This is a genomic window from Flavitalea plasmicola (genome assembly GCF_030546645.1).
Taxonomy (GTDB): Bacteria; Bacteroidota; Bacteroidia; order Chitinophagales; family Chitinophagaceae; genus Puia.
The window spans coordinates 282279-304535 of the sequence record NZ_JAUOTO010000001.1; the positions used below are offsets into that span (position 1 = coordinate 282279).

15 protein-coding genes are annotated in these 22257 nt (G+C 53.4%); 6 read left to right on the forward strand and 9 right to left on the reverse strand.

Annotated features, from left to right (window positions below; genetic code table 11):
- Window positions 1-16: 16 nt before the first annotated feature.
- Complete coding sequence (locus tag Q4E93_RS01100) at window positions 17-754, reverse strand: MlaE family ABC transporter permease (protein ID WP_303582234.1); 738 nt, start codon at window positions 752-754, stop codon at window positions 17-19.
- Between the two features lie 19 nt (window positions 755-773).
- Entirely contained in the window at window positions 774-3110 is a 2337-nt protein-coding gene (locus Q4E93_RS01105; RefSeq protein WP_303582235.1) for an NADP-dependent malic enzyme, read from the reverse strand.
- Window positions 3111-3240: 130 nt separating this feature from the next.
- On the opposite strand from Q4E93_RS01105, the gene Q4E93_RS01110 reads away from it, so the two are divergent.
- Complete coding sequence (locus tag Q4E93_RS01110; RefSeq protein ID WP_303582236.1) at window positions 3241-3744, forward strand: P-loop NTPase family protein; 504 nt, start codon at window positions 3241-3243, stop codon at window positions 3742-3744.
- A 7-nt stretch (window positions 3745-3751) separates the two neighbouring features.
- Here Q4E93_RS01110 and Q4E93_RS01115 read toward each other — a convergent pair whose 3' ends face one another.
- The 3 genes from Q4E93_RS01115 to deoC all read right to left on the reverse strand — a co-directional run bounded on the left by Q4E93_RS01115 (window position 3752) and on the right by deoC (window position 6233).
- Window positions 3752-4936 (reverse strand): M20 metallopeptidase family protein, encoded by a 1185-nt coding sequence (locus Q4E93_RS01115; RefSeq protein WP_303582237.1) that lies wholly within the window; start codon window positions 4934-4936, stop codon window positions 3752-3754.
- Window positions 4933-5382 (reverse strand): SPOR domain-containing protein, encoded by a 450-nt coding sequence (locus Q4E93_RS01120; protein WP_303582238.1) that lies wholly within the window; start codon window positions 5380-5382, stop codon window positions 4933-4935. The genes Q4E93_RS01115 and Q4E93_RS01120 overlap by 4 nt, the downstream gene beginning before the upstream one ends.
- Before the next feature lie 149 nt (window positions 5383-5531).
- The gene (deoC, locus tag Q4E93_RS01125; protein ID WP_411162121.1) at window positions 5532-6233 is read right to left on the reverse strand and encodes a deoxyribose-phosphate aldolase; all 702 of its coding nucleotides are present in this window, start codon (window positions 6231-6233) and stop codon (window positions 5532-5534) included.
- A gap of 109 nt (window positions 6234-6342) precedes the next feature.
- On the opposite strand from deoC, the gene Q4E93_RS01130 reads away from it, so the two are divergent.
- Together Q4E93_RS01130 and Q4E93_RS01135 are read left to right on the forward strand one after the other, a co-directional pair.
- Window positions 6343-9480 carry an amidohydrolase family protein gene (locus Q4E93_RS01130; protein ID WP_303582240.1) on the forward strand — a complete coding sequence of 1046 codons (3138 nt, stop codon included), beginning with the start codon at window positions 6343-6345 and terminating at the stop codon, window positions 9478-9480.
- Window positions 9481-9491: 11 nt separating this feature from the next.
- On the forward strand, window positions 9492-10850 hold the full coding sequence (locus Q4E93_RS01135) for an amidohydrolase family protein (protein WP_303582241.1): 1359 nt from the start codon (window positions 9492-9494) through the stop codon (window positions 10848-10850).
- 208 nt (window positions 10851-11058) lie between these two features.
- Here the strand turns inward: Q4E93_RS01135 and Q4E93_RS01140 are convergent, their stop codons facing one another.
- Both Q4E93_RS01140 and secA read right to left on the reverse strand, forming a co-directional pair.
- Window positions 11059-13629 (reverse strand): zinc-dependent metalloprotease, encoded by a 2571-nt coding sequence (locus tag Q4E93_RS01140; protein ID WP_489670894.1) that lies wholly within the window; start codon window positions 13627-13629, stop codon window positions 11059-11061.
- 250 nt (window positions 13630-13879) lie between these two features.
- Window positions 13880-17254, reverse strand: coding sequence for a preprotein translocase subunit SecA (gene secA / locus Q4E93_RS01145; RefSeq protein WP_303582243.1), 3375 nt, complete (start codon window positions 17252-17254; stop codon window positions 13880-13882).
- 356 nt (window positions 17255-17610) lie between these two features.
- Between secA and Q4E93_RS01150 the strand changes: the two genes are divergently transcribed.
- On the forward strand, window positions 17611-18360 hold the full coding sequence (locus tag Q4E93_RS01150) for an XRE family transcriptional regulator (RefSeq protein WP_303582244.1): 750 nt from the start codon (window positions 17611-17613) through the stop codon (window positions 18358-18360).
- A gap of 7 nt (window positions 18361-18367) precedes the next feature.
- Here the strand turns inward: Q4E93_RS01150 and Q4E93_RS01155 are convergent, their stop codons facing one another.
- Both Q4E93_RS01155 and Q4E93_RS01160 read right to left on the reverse strand, forming a co-directional pair.
- The gene (locus Q4E93_RS01155) at window positions 18368-19168 is read right to left on the reverse strand and encodes a hypothetical protein (RefSeq protein ID WP_303582245.1); all 801 of its coding nucleotides are present in this window, start codon (window positions 19166-19168) and stop codon (window positions 18368-18370) included.
- Between the two features lie 133 nt (window positions 19169-19301).
- Window positions 19302-20564: an OmpA family protein gene (locus Q4E93_RS01160; protein ID WP_303582246.1), complete on the reverse strand. Its 1263-nt coding sequence runs from the start codon at window positions 20562-20564 to the stop codon at window positions 19302-19304.
- A gap of 307 nt (window positions 20565-20871) precedes the next feature.
- Between Q4E93_RS01160 and Q4E93_RS01165 the strand changes: the two genes are divergently transcribed.
- Both Q4E93_RS01165 and Q4E93_RS01170 read left to right on the forward strand, forming a co-directional pair.
- Complete coding sequence (locus Q4E93_RS01165) at window positions 20872-21417, forward strand: RNA polymerase sigma factor (protein ID WP_303582247.1); 546 nt, start codon at window positions 20872-20874, stop codon at window positions 21415-21417.
- On the forward strand, window positions 21414-22244 hold the full coding sequence (locus tag Q4E93_RS01170) for a hypothetical protein (RefSeq protein ID WP_303582248.1): 831 nt from the start codon (window positions 21414-21416) through the stop codon (window positions 22242-22244). Before Q4E93_RS01165 ends, Q4E93_RS01170 begins: the two co-directional genes overlap by 4 nt.
- Window positions 22245-22257 lie beyond the last annotated feature (13 nt).

The following is a 22257-nucleotide window of genomic DNA, read 5'->3' on the forward strand; positions in this document are numbered from 1 at the left end:
AGCTTGTAGCTTGCAGCTAGAGCAGCAGCGCCGCCAGCAGATAATCTGCGAAAAGCACCAGCACGCAGCTGACCACTACGGATTTGGTGCTGGCCCTTCCGATCTCCAGCGCACCCCCTTGCACATAATAGCCATAATAAGCAGGAATGCTGGAAATGATGAATGCGAAAGTGTATGCTTTTGCCAGCGCGAAAAAAACGTTGTATGGTTTGAAGAATTGGTGGAGGCCCTTATCGAAGGCTGCCCCTGACAGGATGCCTGTCGCCGTACCTGCCATGCGCCCACCCCAGATGCCCAGCACGGCGGAGATGACCACCAGCATAGGGATGACGACGATAGCCGCCAGTATCTTGGGAAGGATCAGGTAGGTCTTGGTATTGATGCCCATGATCTCCTGCGCATCGATCTGCTCGCTTACCCGCATATTGCCCAGCTCGCTGGCGATCTTGCTGCCGACGACGCCGGCCAGCACGATACAGACAAGCGTAGGGGAGAACTCCAGGATCACCGTATCCCGGACGATCTGTGCGATGGTGGATAAGGGAATAAAAGGGCTCACCAGCTGATAAGCAGTCTGAAGGGTCGATACCGCACCCATAAAGATGGAAATGATCACTACGATGCCCAGAGAGCCAATACCGATCTCCGAACATTGATGCATGAATTCTTTCCAGTACATCTTGCCGTTCTCGGGCTTGGAGAACATTCCTTTCAGCATCAGTAAGTATCGGCCGAATTCTGTAAAAAAACTCATGAATGAAAATATAAATTATTTATCGTTTAGTCCGCTTCCACCAAGGTGCTTTTTTCATCTCCTCCTCCGCCGTGACCGGACCCTTGCATTTGATCTGTGCGTCGACGACGGCCACCAGGGCCATATTATAGATGCTTCTCACCGAACTGCCTAGCTGCAATACGTGTACCGGCTTTTTCAATCCCAGCAGGATGGGACCGATGGCATCGGCGCCTCCGACCTCTTTCAGCAGATTGTAAGCTACGTTGCCTGCCGCCAGGTTCGGGAAGATGAGCGTGTTTACTTCCTGATCCACCAGCTCGCTGAAAGGATAGTTTTCCTTGATCAGCTCATTGTTCAGGGCTACGCTCGCCTGCATCTCGCCGTCCACGATCAGGGAAGGATTGCGTTCCTTCACGATCCTCCTTGCTTCCGCCACCAATCTGGCTTCGGGCGAGTCGCTCGTGCCGAAGTTGGAGTAGCTCAGCATGGCAATGCGGGGGGTGAGGTTGAAATTCTGCACCGCCTTGGCAGTCAGCAAGGTAATATCAGCCAGCTCTTCCGCCGTAGGATTGAAATTGACGGTCGTATCGGCCATGAACAAAGGACCTTTTTTCGTCAGCAGCAGGTACATGCCGGCGATCTTCTGTACACCCTCTTCCGTGCCGATGGCCTGGAGCGCGGGCCGGATCGTATCCGGGTAGTTCTTGGTAAGTCCCGAGATCATGGCATCGGCCTCTCCGGTCTCCACCATCATACATCCGAAATAGTTCCGGTCGCGCATGACCTTCATGGACTCATATTTATTGAATCCCCTGCGACCGCGTTTCTGGAAGAATATTTCGCTGAAACGTTTGCGCATTTCCTCATACTGATCGCTGTGAGGGTTGATGATGGGCATGCCCTCCAGGTCGATCTGGTTAGCCGCAGCCATGTGCCTGATCTTCTTCTCGTCGCCCAGCAGCATGGGATAGGCTACGCCTTCGTCGTTGAGGATCTGCGCTACTTTCAGGATCTTGAGGTTATCCGCCTCTGCGAACACCAGCCGCTTGGGCTCGTTCCGTGCTTTGCTGCCCAGCACACGCACCAGCTGGTTATCCAGGCCCAATCGCCTGTTCAGCTCGATCGCATAGGCTTCCCAGTTCTCAATGGAGGTCTGTGCAACGCCGCTTTCTATGGCCGCACGGGCCACGGCGGGCGCCACGGTGGACAGCAGCCGGGGGTCCAGCGGTTTCGGAATGATATACGTGGGACCGAATACGATGTTCTTCTCGTTATACGCCATGTTCACGATGTCCGGGACGGCCGTTTTGGCCAGGTCGGCCAGGGCACGAACGGCGGCCAGCTTCATGGCCTCGTTGATCTGGGTGGCGCGGACATCCAGGGCGCCCCGGAAGATGAAGGGGAAGCCCAGTACATTGTTCACCTGGTTGGGATAATCACTGCGGCCGGTGGCCATGATGAGATCGTCTCTCACCTCGGTGGCTGTCTCATAGCTTATTTCCGGGTCGGGATTGGCCAGGGCGAAGATGATCGGTCTTTTGGCCATCACTTTCACCATTTCTGCCGTCACCACATTGCCGATGCTCAGCCCTACGAGCACATCGGCATCTTTCAGCGCCTTTTCCAGGGTCCAATCGGCTGCCTTGACGGCGAATTTCTTTTTTTGCTCGTCCAGATCCGTGCGGTTCTCATGGATCACGCCATCCTTATCGAATAGGATAAAATTTTCATATTTGGCGCCCAGCGCTACATACAGCTTTGTGCAGGCCATGGCTGCCGCCCCCGCCCCGTTGACGACAAAGCGCACTTTGTCGATCTTCTTTTTCTGCAATTCCAGGGCATTCAGCAAAGCAGCGCTGCTGATGATGGCCGTGCCGTGCTGATCGTCATGCATCACCGGGATCTTCAGGGAGTCACGCAGCTCCTGCTCAATGAAGAAACATTCCGGAGCTTTTATATCCTCCAGGTTGATGCCCCCGAAGGTAGGTTCCAGGGCTTTCACGATCTGTACGAATTTCACCGGGTCTTTCTCGTTGATCTCGATATCGAAGACGTCGATGTCGGCGAAGATCTTGAACAATACCCCCTTACCCTCCATAACGGGTTTGGATGCCTCGGGGCCGATGTCCCCCAGCCCCAGCACGGCCGTGCCGTTGCTGATCACTGCCACCAGGTTGCCCTTGGCAGTGTATTTATAAACATCGTCGGGGTTCTTGTTGATCTCTTTACAGGGCTCTGCTACGCCAGGAGAATAGGCCAGGGACAGGTCCCGCTGGGTCTTTGCCTCTTTGGTAGGCACGACCTCGATCTTGCCCGGCCGTCCTTTGGAATGGTATTCAAGCGCCTGCTCTTTGCGGAGCTGTTGTTTTTGCATATTGGAAATTTATCCCGGGCCGGGTCAGACCGCCAGCCGAAAACCGGTGCAAAATACGAAAATGCCGCTAATCATAGGTTTAGCAATAATTTTGCGCATTCATGACTGATAACATACTGTCCGGCAAAATATGAAGATCCACATTATGGGCGCCTCCGGTTCCGGCGTCACCACCCTGGGTAAAAGCCTGTCTGCTCAGCTGCAAATCCCCTATTTTGACAGCGACTTCTATTTTTGGGTACAGACCGACCCTCCCTTTACGCTCAGGCGCGGCCCGGAGGAGAGGAACCTGATGGCCCTGGGGGATCTGCGCCGGCAGGACAGCTGGATATTCGGCGGCTCCGTGATCAACTGGGGGGATGACTGGCGGCGGCTATTTGATATCGTAATCTTTTTGTATTTGCCGCGGGATATAAGGATTTCCCGGCTGCAACAGCGGGAGTGGGAGCGATTTGGCGCGATCAACCAGGAATTCATCGACTGGGCTGCCGGATATGATGACGACACGGCCAGCGGAAGAACGCTCAGCGCTCAGCGCCAATGGCTGCAGCACCTGTCCTGCGAGATCATGGAGCTGAATGGAGACCTCACTGTCGAACAGCGTGTCGCAGCCGTCCTGGGCAGGATGGGGTAAAGATGGGTTAGCTTTTGAACTCCACCTGGCTTCCCAGCCAGGCCATCATTCCTACCCCGATGCCGATTGCGGACTCATCGATATTAAAAGTAGGCGTGTGCACGCCTGAAGTGATGCCTTTCTCCGCGTTCATTACTCCCAGCCTGTAGAAGCAGCCCGGGATCTTTCGGGTGTAATAGCCGAAATCCTCGGCGCCCAGCCGCACTTCCGTCTCCAGGACATTCTCTTTCCCGATGAACTGTCCGGCTGTGGCCCTCGCTACTTTATCCAGGGCTTCGTTGTTGTACACCATCGGGTAGCCGACGTCAATATGCAGATCGATCTCCGCTCCCATGCTATGCACCAGCTCGGTGGCTTGCCGCCTTATCAGCTCGTGGGCCCGGAAGCGCCACTCCTCGTCCATGGCCCGGAATGTGCCCATCAGCTTTACTTCGCTGGGGATCACATTCGTGGTGTGCCCTCCCTGTACGGAGGTAATGGACAATACGGACGGCGACAGTGGGTTGCGGTTCCTGCTGATCACCTGCTGCAGGGCCACCACAAGGTGCGAGGCTACCAGGATGGTATCTACAGTCAGGTGCGGCGCGGCGGCATGCCCGCCCTTCCCTTTGATGGTGATATAAATCTCATCGGCGCTGGCCATTACCATCCCGCCGCGGAAGCTCAGCTTGCCCGTCTCCAGCCCCGGATGGACGTGCAGACCGAAGATAGCCTGCGGCGCGGGGCCTTCGAGGACGCCTTCTTTGATCATCAGGCTGGCTCCTCCGGGGTTTTTCTCTTCGCCCGGCTGGAAGATGAGCTTGATGGTTCCCTCCCATTCGTCCTTCAATGCCTGCAGGATGCGCGAAGCACCCAGCAATATCGTGGTATGCACGTCGTGACCACAGGCATGCATTACCCCTTCATTACGGGATTTGTAGGGGATGTCATTTTCTTCGCGTATGGGCAAGGCATCCATATCCGCTCTTAAAGCAATGATACGTTTGTCCGGATTTTTTCCTTCGATGAGTCCTACGACTCCTGTTTCTGCCATCACCTGAAAGGGGATGCCCGCCTCTTTCAGCTTGCTTTGCACATAGCGCGAGGTTTCAAACTCCTTATAGCTAAGCTCCGGGTTGGCATGCAGATGGTGACGGATGGATATGAAGTCGGCGCTATGACGGCGGACCAGCTCCTGGATCTTGTCTTTCATTGTTGTTGTCCCTCCTCTTTCAGCTTCTCCGGTGTGACCTCAATGGTGTCCCTTATGACATACAGGCCGGAAGGGAACAGCGGGGACAACTGCTTTTCAAATTCTTCCGCCTCTGCCTGTGTCCGGAAATTACCTACTCTCAATTTGTAATTCGGGGGCTGGTAGATCACATAAGGTTTCAGGTCGGGGAATTGCTGGTAGATCTTTGTTTTTGCCGCAAACACCTTGTTACGGTCTGTAGAGCTGGCCACCTGGATCCGGTAGCCGGGCATGCTGCGCCGGCTGTCGCGGGTTGTCTCTTCATTGATCTCCATCTGCTTGCGGATCAACTGATCGATGCGGGCGTCCTTGTAGACGATCACACCCGCCGTATCGGTCTGGGTCTGCGCCTGCACTATGACCGCAGCACTTAAGAGAACTGAGAGGATACTTAGATTTCTATACATAACTTATTTTAATATTTCTCATCTCGTAGCTCACAGCTCGCCGCTCACAGCTCGTAGCTTGCAGCTTGTAGCTTGCAGCTTGCAGCTTGTAGCTTGCAGCTTGTAGCTTGCAGCTTGCAGCTTGCAGCTCGTACCTCGCCGCTCGCCGCTCACCGCTGTGTCACAATAGCCACGCTTGCACTGCAGCCCAGCCTGTCCGCCCCTGCCTCTATCAACTGCCGGGCGAATGCATAGGTCCTGATACCGCCGGATGCCTTGATCTTTATCCCGGGGGGCAGATGCTGACGCATTAGCCGGACGGCTTCCGGCGTGGCGCCCCTTTCGGCATAACCGGTGGAGGTCTTTACAAAATCAACGCCCGCCTGGCTATATAGTTCACAACAACGGATGATCTCTTCATCCGTAAGGATACCGCTCTCGATGATGACCTTTATGACCTTTCCGCGGGCATGGATCGTATCAGCGATGAGGCCGATCTCGTCAGCCAGGAAAGACCAGTCGCCATCCTTTACGGCTATGAGGTTGATCACCACGTCCAGCTCATCGGCGCCGTCCGTCAGGGCCTGATCCGTTTCTGCCAGCTTGGCCTTCGGTACGGAATAACCAAACGGGAAACCAATGACGGTGGCGACCTTTACCAGGGGGCTGCGCTCCACGCAATCTTCATCCTTTGGCGTGATAGAGCTTTCAAAGGCGATGGACAGCTCCCGACGCCCGATCGTCAATAGGGTAGGAGGTATGCACACTGCCGCAAACCCATATTGCACCGCCTCCTCACATATTTTTTTAACATCCATATGTGTGGTGGTGGGTTTTAAAACAGTGTGATCGATATAAGAAGAAATGTTAATCACCGAAAATTACCTTCTATTTTTACCGCTGATAAAATATTTGAATGCTAAAATTAGTCCATTTACCTAAATTCGGGACCATTTTCAGGGACTAAAACTAATAACAAACATGAGAAACTTACGACATCGTCCGCGAGGCAAAACCTCCTTTTTGCTTGTGGCGTTGCTTTCTTACTCTATCCTTTCTTTCGCTCAAACCACCTTTCCAGTCAACGGCGTCGCCGATCCAAGGGAAGGATGCTATGCATTTACCAATGCCACGCTGGTGAAGGATGGACAAACCACAATAGCCAATGCCACACTGCTCGTCAGGGATGGTGTCATCATTGGCGCCGGCACGGGTGTGACGCTGCCGAAAGATGCCGTTGTCATCGACTGCAGCGGCAAGTACCTCTATCCCTCGTTCATCGATATTTTCAGCGAGTACGGCATGCCAGCGCCTGAAAGACAGACGCGGCCGTTTGATTTCAGGGCTCCCGCGCAGCTAACCTCCAATACCAAGGGTGCGGTGAGCTGGAACCAGGCCATCCATCCCGAGACGGATGGCGCCCGTCTTTTTTCCGTAGATGATGCAAAAGCCAGGCCATTGCGTGAGCTCGGGTTCGGCACGGTGCAGACTTTGAACAGGGATGGCATCGCCCGGGGCACTGGCGTGGTAGTGACGCTTGCCAATGACCAGGAGAACCTGGTTATCGTCAGGCAAAGGTCTTCTGCGAATTACTCTCTCAATAAAGGCACGTCCACACAGAGCTATCCCAGCAGTCTCATGGGCAGCATCGCCCTGTTGCGACAGACCTGGCTGGATGCGCAATGGTATAAGAGCCAGCCGGTCCATGAAGGCACCAACATCAGCCTCCAGGCTTTCAATGAAGGATTATCTCTTCCCCAGCTATTCGAGGGTGGAGACAAGTGGACGGATATACAGGGCGACCGCATAGGGGACGAGTTCGGCATCCAGTTTATCATCAAAGGCGGCGGAAATGAATACCAGCGGATCAATGAAGTGGCGGCTACCAGGGCCAGTTATATCCTTCCGCTGAACTTCCCCCAGCCCATGGACGTGGAAGACCCCAATGACGCACGTTTTGTTTCGCTCGCCGATATGAAGCATTGGGAACTGGCGCCGGGCAATCCCGCTGCCTTTGAAAAGGCCGGCATACCTTTTTGCCTGACCACTTCCGACCTGAAAGATGTCAAGCAATTCACCGCCAACCTGCGCAAGGCTTTCGAATATGGCCTGAGCGAAAGAAAAGCGTTGGAAGCGCTGACGAAGACCCCTGCTAATTTATTGGGTATATATAATAAGGTGGGCAGCCTGGAGACTGGTAAGCTGGCTAATTTCCTCATCACCACCGGCCCCGTCTTTGCGGAAAAGACCTTGCTGGTGGAGAACTGGATCCAGGGGAAAAAGTATGAAATAAAAGAAGAGGGCTGGAAGAATGTGAGAGGGCAGTACAACCTGACCATTACAACAGCTGCAGGCGCTTCGTCCACTTATGTGCTGGATGTGAAGTCGGCTACGGCCGCCAGCGTCATAGCCAAAGATACCCTCACCGGCAAGTTCAGCTATGATGGCCGGCTGGTTTCCCTGAGCTTTGGCCCAGGCGGAGCCGCAGCGCCTGGTGGCGGACGCGGGGGCAGGCAGGCGGCTGATTCGGCTGCCGGACAGGGGGGGCCTGGAAGAGGTCGAGGCATGGCCGCAGCCCGTCCTGGTGGCGCCCTTACACATCTCAGCGGCGCCGTCTACGGCGATGGATGGAGTGGGAACGGTATGGATTCGACGGGCAATTGGCTCACCTGGACGGCAGTCTTTGTAAAGACCACCCCGCCGGAAGCAGATACTACCCGTAAAAAGCCCCTCCACGTTGGAAAGGTCACATTCCCCTTCGACGGCTACGGATGGGATTCGCTGCCCAGGCAACAGGATCTGCTGATCAAAAATGCGACGGTATGGACCAACGAGAAAGAAGGCAGGCTGGAAAATACGGATGTGCTGGTGAAAGCCGGCAAGATCGTGCAGATCGGCAAGAATCTCTCTCCTGGCGGCGCCACCGTCATTGACGGTACCGGAAAGCACCTGACACCGGGCATCATCGACGAACACTCTCATATCGCCGCCTTTTCCATCAATGAAGGCGCGCAGTCCGTCACTTCCGAAGTGCGTATCGCAGATAACCTTAACCCGGAAGACATCAATATCTACCGGCAGCTGAGCGGCGGCGTTACCTCTTCCCATATCCTGCATGGGTCCGCCAACACCATCGGCGGACAGACGCAGCTGATCAAGCTGCGCTGGGGACAGGACGATGAAGGCCTGAAGTTCAGGAACTGGGATCCTTTTATCAAGTTTGCGCTGGGCGAAAATGTAAAGCGGACCACCTCGCAGAATAACAACCGCTTCCCTGATACCCGTATGGGCGTGGAAGAAGTGCTGATGGATGCTTTCACGAGAGCACGCGATTACCAGCAGGCGAGGAAGGCCGTCCCGATGGCCACCCGCCGCGACCTGGAGCTGGACGCGTTGGTGGAGATTCTGGAGAAAAAACGGTTTATCACCTGTCACTCTTATGTACAGAGCGAGATCACGGCGCTGCTGCGGGTGGCGGACAAGTTCGGCTTTTCGGTGAATACTTTTACACATATCCTGGAAGGCTATAAAGTGGCAGACAAGATGAAGGCACAAGGATCCAGCGCCTCTACCTTCTCCGACTGGTGGGCGTATAAAGTGGAGGTAACGGATGCCATTGCCTACAATGCGGCGATCATGACGAAGGTGGGACTGAATGTATGTATCAACTCCGACGATGCGGAGCAGGCCCGCCGGCTGAACCAGGAGGCCGCCAAAAGCGTCAAGTATGGAGGGCTCACCGAAGACGAGGCGTTCAAAATGGTGACGCTCAATCCCGCCAAAGCCCTGCACGTTGCCGACAGGGTAGGAAGTCTGAAGGCCGGTAAGGATGCGGACCTGGTCCTTTGGACGGACAACCCGCTCAGCATCTATGCCAGGCCGGAAAAGACCATCGTGGACGGCGTCATCTATTTTGATCTCGATCATGATGCCGCGTTGCGTAAGGCCATAACAACCGAGCGTAACCGCCTCGTGCAAAAGATGCTGGCGGAGAAAAGAACGGGAGCGCCTGTGCGGCCGGCGGAACCCAGCTTCCATGTGGAGCTGACCTGTGATGACCACGAGCATCACGACGGTCTGCTGACCATCGATGGAGATAACGAAAATACCCAAAACTAACCTTCAGTAAAATGATCATACAAATGCATTATTTCCCCATCAGGCATGTCGTCCGCGGCTTTGCGGCGCTGACGCTGCTGATCTCACTCAACGCCCGGGCACAGGACGACGTATACCCCGCCCCTGCCTACAAGGGTAAATTATATATTACGGGAGGCACCATTCATATCGGTAATGGCCAGGTGATCGAAGGGGGCACCATCGCCGTGGACAACGGAAAGATCGTACAGGTGGGCCAAAATATCGCTGTCCCCGCGGGTTCCGGCTCCGATGTAAAGATCGTCGATGCAAAAGGCAGGCAGATCTACCCCGGTCTGATCCTTCCTGTCACCGATCTTGGATTGAAAGAGATCGCCAACGGCGTACGGGGATCGAATGATTACGAAGAGCTGGGCGATCTCAATCCCAATGTAAGGGCTATTGTTGCGTATAACACGGATTCGAAGATCATCAATACCTTAAAGGGCAATGGGATCCTGTTGGCCAGCGTCACGCCGCAGGGCGGCACCATCAGCGGCAGCTCTTCCGTCGTCCAGCTGGATGCGTGGAACTGGGAGGATGCTGCTTACAGGATGGATGGGGCGATCCATCTGCATATGCCTTCCTTCATCGTCCGTCCCCGTAGATTTGGCCGCCGGGCTGGTCCCGAGGCGCCCTCCGATCCTGCGAAGGAGGCCCTGGCCAAGGTAGAAGAGATGAAAGCATTCTTCCGTGAGGCCAAAGGTTATTTGCAGACATCTCCGCACAAGGAGACAAACCTGAAGTTCGAAGCTGTCAAAGGACTTTTTTCCAAACAGCAAAAGCTCTTTGTTCATGGAGACCAGGTGAAACAGATGCTGGTGGCCGTGGATTTCGCCAAAGAGTTTGGGTTCGAGGTGGTCATCGTGGGCGGCAGCGAGAGCTGGCTGATCGCGCCACTCTTAAAGGCAAACAATATTGCCGTCATCCTGGGTCAGCAGCATGCGCTTCCCACGACGGAAGACGATGATTTCGACCAACCCTACAAGACCCCCGCGCTATTGCAAAAAGCCGGCGTTCTTTTCGCACTGAATGACGACCATGATGAGGCGCGCTACCGCAACCTGATGTTCAATGCAGGTACTGCTGCTGCCTATGGGCTAACCAAAGAGCAGGCGCTGCAGGCTATTACCCTCAACGCCGCCAGGATATTGGGCATCGATGACCGCGCCGGCTCGCTGGAGGCAGGGAAGGATGCGAACATCGTCATCAGCAGCGGGGACCTGCTGGACATGCGTACCAGTATTGTGGAGCATGCCTATATACAAGGCCGGGAAGTTGGCCTGGATAACAAGCAGACACAGCTTTATCATCGCTATATGCATAAATATGGCCTGACGCCGACGCCGTAACGGCGCGGCAATCACTGTCAACTTATATTCACATCCGCCCCCGGTGCAATTACGCCTCGGGGGCTTTTTATTGTTGGCAGCCGGTAGGCCCGAACTGATTATAGGTAGCCTGCTGCGCAAACGTTGACCTTGTTGGGATCGATCGCATAAATGAAGAACCCGGTCCAAGGGGACCGGGTCTTCTGATGTTGACTGTGAAAAAAGAGAACTATTTATTCGGATTGAGCGCCTGCCGGATACGATCTGCAACGTCCTGCAGGTGATACCTGCTCAATTTATCGGTGGTGCGGGGGATGGCTGCGGTGATCTCAGCCTTCAGCTCCACCAGCTGCGCCCTGGCAATGGAAGGTACGTCGGTGTTCTTGATGCTTCCCGTAAACAGCGCTGCCAGGCCCCTGGGCAAACCTGCGGGTACGGGGGTGGGGGGTGGTGGATTGATCAGGTTGATCAGCGCCTCGATATAGGTCTTTTGCAGGGCGCGCCGGTAAATATCGATCGTCGCTCCCGTGGTGAGCTCGGACCATATACTTTTTTTCGCGTCCGTCAGCAGCTCTTCGGGGCCATACACATTGGCTGCACCATAACGGCCTGAGCAGATCGACATGCGGAACAACCTTCCGCCTGACAACAGGCTGTTCAAAACATTCGCCTGTACGGTGCCCACTGCTTCCGTGGCTGCAGGATTGCTGAACTTGTTCAGGATATCCTTATTCAGCAGCCAGGTCGGCGTAGTGAACAGCTGTTTGCCAAGAAAATCCACCGCCTCTTTTTGCGTGGCCTTTGGCGTAGGCTCATATACATCTCCTGGCTGCTCGACGCTCTTAAAGGTCTCGTAAATGCCGCCGACGTTCTTCACCACATGCCCCATATAACGGCTGTATTGACCCACCAGTTGCCCGTACATCTCTTCCAGGTTGTCATATTGATCGGCCTCCTCTTTTGTCCATTCGGGCAGGCCAGGCAGGATACGCTTGAGATTTTTGATCCCGTACTCACTGGCTTTCATGCTATTGTCTCCCAGGTCTTCCGTTTGCGCACGGGGGTCGAAGTTGAAGCCTTCTCCTCCGAACCATAGGCGGGGATTAGCTTTCAGGCTGTCGATCACCCATTTATTAAGTATCTTCTTATCCGCCTCTTCATCTTTGGTGCCGGCGATGCCCTTATAACCCCAGAGAATGGCCCACTTGTCGTAATCGCCGATACGGGGGTACAATCCGCGTGTGGTGATATGGTCCTCCGGCTGGGCCACATAGTTGAAACGGGCATAGTCCATGATGCTGGCCGTATGACCATTGGCTTCCACCCATGCCTTGTCGCGCATTTTTTCCACAGGCGTTCTGCTGCTGCTGCCCATGTTATGGCGAAGGCCCAGTGTATGTCCCACTTCGTGAGAGGATACGAAGCGGATGAGGTCTCCCATCAATGCGTCGTCGAATTTCATCTTTCTGGCCCGGGAGTCGGAGTTGGCCGCCTGTATCAGGTACCAGTCATGCACCAGCTTCATCACATTGTGGTACCAGCCGATGTGGCTTTCCAGGATCTCCCCGCTGCGAGGGTCCGCTACATTCGGTCCATAGGCGTTCTCGATGTCCGAAGCGAAATACCGGATGACGGAAAAGCGGGCGTCTTCCAGACTCATCGTGCTGTCGTGCTCAGGCCATTCCTTGCCGACAATAGCATTTTTGAATCCGGCTTTTTCAAAGGCCGCCTGCCAGTCGTTGACACCGGCAATGAGATAAGGGCGCCATTTTTTGGGAGTAGCGGGATCGATGTAATAAACGATCTGTTTTTTAGGTTCTACCAATTCACCCCGCTGGTATTTTTCGATGTCCTCGTCTTTGGGTTCCAGGCGCCAGTGATGGATGAAACGGGAGGTTTCCACCCGTTGCTGGTCGTCTCCATATATCGTGTATTCGCTGGCGAAAAAGCCCACCCGGGCATCGAAAAGACGTTTGCGCATAGGCGTTTTCGGCAGCAGGATAAACGAGTTGTTCAATTCCAGGGTGACGACTCCCGTCACTTCCGCCGCGGGCAGGGAGGTGGAAGGTTGAGGGCCTGCGGCAAACCCTGCCGGTCCCGGTGTGGAAGAGAATGTCTTCACCGTCCTGATCTCCGTATTGATGGGATAGGTATGTATGCTTTCGATATAGCTCCTGTCGGCCGCTAGTCCGCCAAGATTGTATCTTCTTTTAACCCCGGGGCTCAGGCTCACGGCCTGGTTGTCACCCTTGAAAAAATCCGTCACGTCGATGACGACGGTGGCGGATGAATCTTTTCCTTTACCATATGCTTTTACGTCGAAGGCCGCGGCGATGGGGTTCAGGTTGGAATTGCTCACCGCCTGGGCAATGGGCTGCGTAGAGTCGGCTGCCACGTTGACGATGGTCAGCACACGGAGGAATACGGTGTGAGAGGGGCCTTTCTCCCAGTGGATGGTTTGCAGGTTCACCTGCTCGCCGCCATAGTTGCCACTGGCAGCCGTCTTGCCATAGCGGGTGCTGACCAGGATGTCCCGTCCAAAGATGGTATCGGGTATTTCGAAATACCATTTATCCTCGATGTGATGGATCGTAAAGAGCCCGGTGCGGCTTACCGCTTTGTCGGTGATCACCTCTTTGTAAGGTTTGGGTTCCTGTTTTCCGGTGCCACCGTTGCGCATGCCGGCTGCAGCGGCCGGGTTGGTTCCGGGTGTGGTGGGTGGTGCGCCAGGTTTTTGCTGGGCGATGGCCATAGAGAAGGGGAGACCCAATGCCAGCGTGATCAATATTTTATTTCTCACAATCATGTTGGTTTTTTAATGCGGCCGTGAAATTAGTAAACGGGAAGGTTCGGCACGGAGAAATGGGACGAACGGGGGACGGTTGCTGTGCCGGGTATTGATGAAGTCTAAGAAAAAGGAGTGTATGGTGAATGGATTCTAATGATGGCGAGGGATGGTTGAAGGAAGTGAGAGAATAGAAGGGTTTAGTGATATAAAAAAAATCCCGGCGCTGAGGCCGGGAACAGGTAATATCTTAACTAATATTATATTACGAAGCCGCATCCTTCCCATGACAATTCTTAAACTTCTTTCCGCTTCCACAGGGACATGGATCATTACGCCCGATCTTCGGGCCCACCTTCACGGGTTCCTGTTTGACTGGTCCCGATGACGAAGGATCGTAATAATCCGGCCCGCCTTCCTGGGCAGCTACGCCCGCTGGCAATGGTCCCCCATTATTGGAGTTGGGGCTGCCAGCCAGCTCGTCCTTGCGGATCTTCAGCTTGCTCATATCTGTCTTCTGCTCCCGGCCCTCGCGGATACCATTGTCCGGAGAAGGGCGGTTGGAATGATAGATCCCGCTATGGCAAAGGAAGCTGACGATATCTTTGTTCACTTCGCTGTCCATACGACGGAATAGCTCGAACGCTTCCATCTTATAGATGACCAGCGGGTCCTTTTGCTCGAGGTAGGCGGTCTGCACGCTTTGTTTCAGGTCGTCCATTCCACGGAGATGTTCTTTCCAGGCCTCGTCGATGATGGACAGGGTGATCTGTCTTTCCACGGCATTCATCAGCTCGCGGCCTTCGCTTGCCAGGGTCTTCTCCAGGCTAACGTGTACATTCGTACGTTTTTTCCCATCGGTGAAAGGCACGACGACATTCTGTATATGATTGCCTTGCGTAGCGCGTATATTATTAAATACGGGTATCGCCTGTTTACGGAGCTCATCCAGCTTATGTTCATAATTCCGGGTAGCTTCCTGGTAGAGTCTTTCAGACAGCTGGGCTGCATCGCCTTTCAGGAATTCATCTTCCGTGATCTGGCTGTCGATGCCGAAATTGACGATGGTCGATAATTTGAAGCCTTCATAGTCATCCTGCTCCCGGAAGGAATTGATCAGGCCTTCCGCAACGATGTAAAAGGCATTGTCCAGGTCCAGCGCGAGCCTGTCGCCGAACAGGGCGTGGTTGCGTTTCTTATAGACCACGTTACGCTGCTTGTTCATGACATCATCATATTCCAGGAGGCGTTTACGGATACCGAAGTTATTCTCCTCCACCTTTTTCTGGGCCCTTTCGATGCTCTTGGTCACCATGCTGTGCTGGATGACCTCGCCTTCCTTGTAGCCCATGCGGTCCATCAGCGAGGCGATACGATCGCTGCCGAACATACGCATCAGGTCATCTTCCAGCGATACATAGAACTGGGAGGTACCGGGATCCCCCTGGCGGGCGGAACGTCCACGCAGCTGGCGGTCAACGCGCCGGCTCTCATGCCGCTCTGTACCGATGATGGCCAGGCCGCCGGCTTCTTTTACACCGGGTCCCAGCTTGATGTCCGTACCACGGCCGGCCATATTCGTAGCGATCGTCACCGCACCGGCCAGGCCGGCTTCGGCGACTACCTGCGCTTCCCGGCTATGCTGTTTGGCATTGAGGACATTATGCGGGATCTTCTTCACCTGGAGCATCTTGCTGAGCAATTCACTCACTTCCACCGAAGTGGTACCTACCAGGGATGGCCTGCCTTCCGCGCGCAGTTTCTCGATCTCGTCAATGACGGCCTTGTATTTTTCGCGTTTGGTCTTGAATACCAGGTCCTGGTGGTCTTTGCGGATGGCGGGCACATTCGTAGGAATGGTCACCACATCCAGCTTATAGATGTCCCATAGTTCAGAGGCTTCCGTTTCGGCCGTACCGGTCATACCGGCCAGCTTATGGTACATACGGAAATAGTTCTGTAAGGTGACGGTGGCATAGGTCTGCGTGGCAGCTTCGATCTTCACGTTCTCTTTCGCTTCAATGGCCTGGTGAAGGCCGTCGCTGTATCGTCTCCCATCCAGTATACGGCCCGTCTGCTCATCCACGATCTTCACCTGACCGTCCAGGACGACATATTCGACGTCCTTGTCAAATAAAGTATAGGCTTTCAGCAGCTGCTGAACGGTGTGGATACGATCCGCCTTTATGGCATAGTCGTTCAACAATGCTTCCTTTCGCTGCAGTTTCTCTTCAGTGGTCAGCTCGCCTTTCTCAATTTCGGCCAGCTTGACGCCAATATCCGGCAGCACGAAGAACTCCGGGTCTTCCCCTTCCCGGGTGATCATCTGGATCCCCTTGTCGGTGAGGTCGACGGAATTGTTCTTTTCGTCGATGTGGAAGTAGAGCTCGGCGTCCACTTTCGGCATTTCCTTCGACTGATCCGCCAGGTAATAGTTCTCGGATTTTTGTAATCTCACCCTGATGCCTGGTTCGCTCAGGAACTTGATCAGGGGCCCGGATTTGGGCAGACCGCGGTGAGCACGCATCAGGGCAAGGCCGCCATCCTTGGGATCGTCATTTCCTTCAGCGAGCTTCTTCTTTGCCTCGATGAGGAACTGGTTGGTCACCCGCTTTTGCACGTCGAAGAGCTTTTCTACCCGGCTTTTTAAAATATGGTATTGCTGGTCGTCTCCCCTGGGTACAGGACCAGAGATGATCAATGGCGTACGCGCATCGTCGATCAGGACGCTGTCTACTTCATCCACCATGGCAAAATGGTGCTTGCGTTGCACCATCTCTTCCGGAGAGTGGACCATATTATCGCGGAGATAGTCGAAACCGAATTCATTGTTGGTGCCGTAGGTGATGTCGGCGAGATAAGCTTTGCGGCGGGATTCGCTGTTGGGCTCATGTTTGTCGATACAATCCACTGTCAGCCCCAGCCATTCGAAAATAGGGCCATTCCATTCGGAGTCACGACGGGCGAGATAATCATTCACCGTGACGATGTGGACGCCTTCCCCCGCGAGTGCGTTGAGATAAGCAGGCAGGGTAGATACGAGGGTCTTACCTTCACCCGTGGCCATTTCGGCGATCTTACCCTGGTGCAGCACCGTACCGCCAATGAGCTGTACGTCATAATGCACCATGTTCCAGGTGGTGGGGCTGCCGGCCGCCAGCCAGGAGTTCTTAAAGATGACCTTATCGCCCTCGATTCGGACATGTTCCCGCCGGATGCTGAGGTCGCGGTCCAGATCGGTGGCAGTGGCTTCTATCTCCGGGTTGGTGGCGAAACGGCGGGCCGTTTCCTTCACCACTGCAAACGCTTCCGGCAACAGGGTCTCCAACACTTCTTCAATCTGCTCGTCACGGTCCTTCTTCAGCTGGTCCACCTCCTGGTATATGACGTCTTTTCCATTGATATCATTGAATGGAAGCGCTTCGGCCTTTCTGTTGAGCTCCGCGATCTCCCCGTCAATATTGCTGAGATGTTCACGGATACGGTCCTTGAATTCCGATGTTTTGGCGCGCAGCTGATCGTTGGACAGGGATTGGTAAGACGCAAAATGACGGTTGATCTCGCCTACCAGCGGCTGGATCGTCCGGATGTCCTTTTCCGACTTGTTCCCTCCGAATATTTTTGATAGTATACCTAACATAAATGCTTCGTATTGAATGATTTTTTAATTCTTTAAGCGGCTAAAGAGGTGTCCATGGCAAATATGGTGCTATCCTCCCCAGCAAGTCAAATTGACAGGGCATTAAAGGTACGGAAACAGGGGGGCAAAAGTACGAAAAAGCTGCCGGTTATCGCAGAAATACCGGAGGGCAACGCTCCGGGATCAAAAAGAGTGATCCGGGGATCAAAAAAAGCTATCCGGGACCGGAAGGAGTGGATTATTCCTCCCGAAATCATAACTTTTCCCGGATCAATGGAAGTAGGTAATTGATAATTAAATAAAAAATTTGCTAATGGTAAAAAAGTTAGTAATTTTATTCCTAAATATCTTAGTCTATGTCAGTAGCAGGTCAAAATCTGAAATACCTCCGTAAGTTACGGGGCTGGACGCAAGAAGAGTTCGCTGCCAAACTGGGCATCAAAAGATCGCTCCTGGGCGCTTATGAGGAAGAAAGGGCAGAACCCCGCATCGAAGTGCTGGAAGTGGTAGGGGATATGTTCAAGCTCACCCTGGACGAGCTGCTCAGGAGAGAGCTCAGTGACGCCAAAGGCAATTACCTTTCCAGGAGAAGGGCCCAGAAGATGGCGGCCTCCACCAACGAGATCCAGCTGGTGCCGGTGAAGGCCGCTGCCGGTTACCTGGCCGGTTATGCAGATCCCGAATTCTTGGACGAACTGAACACTTTCACACTGCCCATGCTGGCGCCGGGCAACTACCGCGCTTTCGAGATCGTGGGTGATTCGATGCTCCCGACCACAAGCGGCTCCGTCATCGTAGGGGAAAAAGTGGACGACATAGAAGAGGTGAAGACAAATCAGACCTATATCGTCGTTTCCCGGAATGAAGGCATCGTGTACAAAAGAGTTATGAAGAATAATAAGTCGAAGACCAAGCTCACCCTGGTCAGTGACAACACCGCCTATCAACCTTATAATGTCAACACCGATGATGTGCTGGAAGTATGGAAGGCACAAATGATCATCGCCAAGGCCAACACCCAGCAAAGATGGGATGTCAATCAACTGGCTAACCTGGTCAGCAATCTGCAGGACCAGGTCACCACATTGAAGAAGAAAATGAACTGAGGATCCGCTATTGGCGCTGTCTGGCCTTTATCCCGTCCAGGATCTGCCGCTGCTTGTCGATCTCGGCCTGCTGCTGACGCTGATCTATCTTGTTTTGATCAAGGTCGCTTTTCGCTCTCCTCAGCTTCTTTTCCAGGTCGCCTTCATCGTCCAGTAGCCGCCTTATCCTCCGCTGATTTTTGTTCTTGGTATCATCGTCGGCATTGATATTTGCCTGGAGGTCCGCCGCTTGTTTGACCTGTTGCTTCTTGTTGTCATCGAGGTCTGCCTCCAGCTTGCGGATCTTCTTATCCAGATCTGCCTGATCATTTATCAACCCGTCCTGTTTCTTTTGCGCTTTTTTCAACACGCTTTCCTGGTCATTGGCCTGCACATTTATGCTATATACATGAACAGCAGGGGCAAGACTATCCAAAAATGACCGGGCAGATGCAATCAGCGTGCTGTCACCCGACATACGGGTCAGGATATCCTGGTTCTTTTTGACAGGCAGTAAGGTAAGCACCGTAACGTCCCTTTCCTGGCGGCTTTTGGAGGCTGTCATAAAATACAGGTCCGACAAGGAACTGTCACGCTCATTCAACTGCACGGATCGAAATACCATGAACCCTTTCATACCTGAACTTCTGATACCTCTCTTTGCCATATGTTCCTTTAGCGCATCTTCCACATGCTCTTTCGAATAAGGCAGCTGGACCATGGCGACAGCCTGCCGGGTTTTCTGGTAATCGATCGTGCCTTCATAAGACTGGGCCACTGCTACCATGGCACTAAGAATACCCATGAAAAGTAAAATTATCTTGTTCATACAATTATTTTTTTTGAAAAAGATCTATTGCGTTCGGTTTAAATGAGGGTACGATCAACAGGGGAAAGAAATAGGGTACGGAATGAGGCACCGGGTAAGGATTTTTTTCATCTGTGGTCCTGATCAACAGCTGCTAATATCCCAGCTTGAGCTCCACCCGGCGGTTGCGTGCGCGGCCGGCAGCAGTCTTATTGTCTGCAACAGGATCCACCTGCCCATAGCCGGTGGCAACGATCCTGTCCGCTTCTATGCCCTTGGAAAGCAAATATTTTTTTACCGCGCCGGCCCGCTGTTCGCTAAGCAGCTGATTCTTTTCGGGCTTGCCGGTGTTGTCAGTATAGCCGTTGACAGAAAGCCGGAGGCTCCGGTCCGCCATCATCAGCTGCACCACGTCATCCAATCCTTTATTGGACTTCCTGAGCAGGACATGGCTGGCTGTTGCGAAATAGATATGACTGGCGGCATATTCCGCCCGCTTTTTCACTTCTTCTTTCACAACGGGACAGCCGTTGTTCGCACGGTCACCTGCGAGATCCGGACATTTATCCTCCTCATCATTGACACCGTCATTGTCTCTGTCAGGTATGGGGCAGCCCTGGTACTTCGCGACCCCGGCAACATCCGGACATTTATCGGCTTCGTCATTGATGCCATCTCCATCTGTATCGGGTATGGGGCAACCCTGGTATTTTGCAGTGCCGGCAACGCCGGGGCATTTGTCATCCTTATCGGGTATGCCATCGCCATCTGTGTCCGGACACCCGTTGAACTGGGTAAGCCCCGCCAGATCCGGGCAGGCATCCAGGCTGTCCACGACGCCATCTTTATCCCGGTCTTTTATTTCCACCACCGGTGGCGGAGGCAATGCTTCCGGCTTTTTCACACGGGGGGCGCTGATGGTCTGGGTAAATCCCAGCGAATAGAACATATTGTTGTCGAGAAGGGAGGATTTCAAGGTGGCCCGGTAATTGGCCTGCAGGAAAATATATCCCTCACCCATCATATTGATCTGGAGGCCGCCGCCCAGCGGCGCATAGGTCGCCCAGCCGCCACTGTAATTCCCTACACCGATGCCGGCAGAAAGGAAAGGCGATAATACATGGTCATCGTTGATGGGACGGATATGTAAAGAACCTTCGAATTCATTGATGTATTCGGAAGTTTTGTTTTCTTTTTTTGTATAGTCGGAAAATAATCCATTGTACCGGATGGAGAAGTCGAGCTTTTGGGTGATCCCTTTCCAATACATAACGGAGAAGCCTGGGTCTACTTTTGACGACCGCGGAACAGACGTAGAAAAATCGACGATATTGGCACTGAATCCTACGATCGAAGGCTTTTGGCCATAACAAAGTATGGACATGGATAACAAGAGGACAAAAAATATCCCTTTCATAAGCTGAGCTTATTTTTAATATGTTTGAAAAAATAAATGGTGCAGGCAGCGACAGTATAGTGCAGCTACAAAGTGTTCACGGGGTGGGTGGGAGAAATAACATGCATTCCTTACGTACACAAAGACTGGAAAAAAGCATCGAACGTTTCGCGGAAGCAGAAATTTTTTTGCCTTTTTGTCGTGCCTGGTTTTAAGGGCCTGATGTTCACATATTTGCAGGCTAAAAAAATGAGAGGATCCCCCAGCGTATGCTGCCCGCTCATCCTTCTAAGAGAAAATATCTATTAAAAATGTAGATATTTGCGAAATGGACCCCAAACGCAACGCTTCCCCTTTTTTTCAAGTCTTAGCAGAGAAGGCCGCGAAAGGTGACAGTCCTTCTTTCCGGGAGATCTACGATGCCATCGCCGGTAAAATGTATAGCTTGTGTTTGCGTTATGCGGGAAATGCAGAAGATGCCAATGATTGGTTCCAGGAAGGATTTGTAAAGCTCTATAGAAACCTTGCCGTTTTTCGAGGGGATGGATCATTTGAAGGATGGGCCAGAAAGATATTCGTAAGCATTTGTATCGATGGGATCAAGAGCCGGAATCTCCTGTTTCCGGTGCTTCGGGAAGGAGCCGACGCTGCTTCATCCGATCTGACTGGCTATGACCATCTCACCAACGAAGACCTGATGAGACTGATCCGCCGGCTTCCGGACGGCTACCGTACGGTGGTGAACCTCTATCTGGTGGAAGGGTACAGCCATAAGGAGATAGGCAGCATGCTGAATATTTCGGAAGAAGGCAGCAGATCGCAATTGTATAGGGCACGTGTTTTGTTACAAAAAATGCTCACAGAGAATCAATGACCGACCGTCCCGACATATGGAACCATTTAAAAGATCATGAAGTGCTTCCCCCGCAGGAAGTGTTCGATCGTTTGCAGGATGCACTGGAGAATGAAGAGGGGCATCCCTTGTCCGCACCTGGTCCGGAGGTAAGCCCGCTGATGGAAAGATTGCAGCAGCATGAGGTCCCGCCGCCGCCCTTTTTACGCCAGCATATTGAAGAAGGCTCAGGGATAAGACCTTCACGCTCCGGTGCGATACGATGGTATCTGTCCGCTGCCGCCTGCCTGCTGCTGATCGTTTCCGGATGGATCATTTATAGGAGTAACAGGGGCCCGTTGCGCACAGCGGCCAGGGAAAAAACACTGCCGCCGCCTGCTTCCTCCGCAGTTGCTCCTTTGCACACGGATACGCTCTCCGGAAAAACGGATACTTCCACCGGGACCGCCGCTATGACGGCCAACGTAGTGACGCCTGCCGGATCAGGAAAGAATGGACGCCTTACTTATAGCATCGGGGGGAGATCCGTTGCCGTGACTGACAATGATCTCTTTGCTACTTTTATCAGCTACACCTATCCGGACATCCCGGGTTATCTCACCCGTGATGCGGATAAACCTTTATCCATCTATGTCGACCAGTATACAAGTATCACCGTGTCGAAGAATATGCTGGAGATGATGAAGCAAACGTACCAGGTACTGCCTGATGGCCGGCCGGCCAGGAAGGCAAGGAAGGCGAAACGCAGGTTGGAGAGTTGGAAGGAGAAGGATCAGAAACGATTTGATAAAGGCGCAGGCGTCAATCCACTGGACCCGGTGGATCTGGGGGACTTTATTTTCAAATAACAGTGGACCTGAA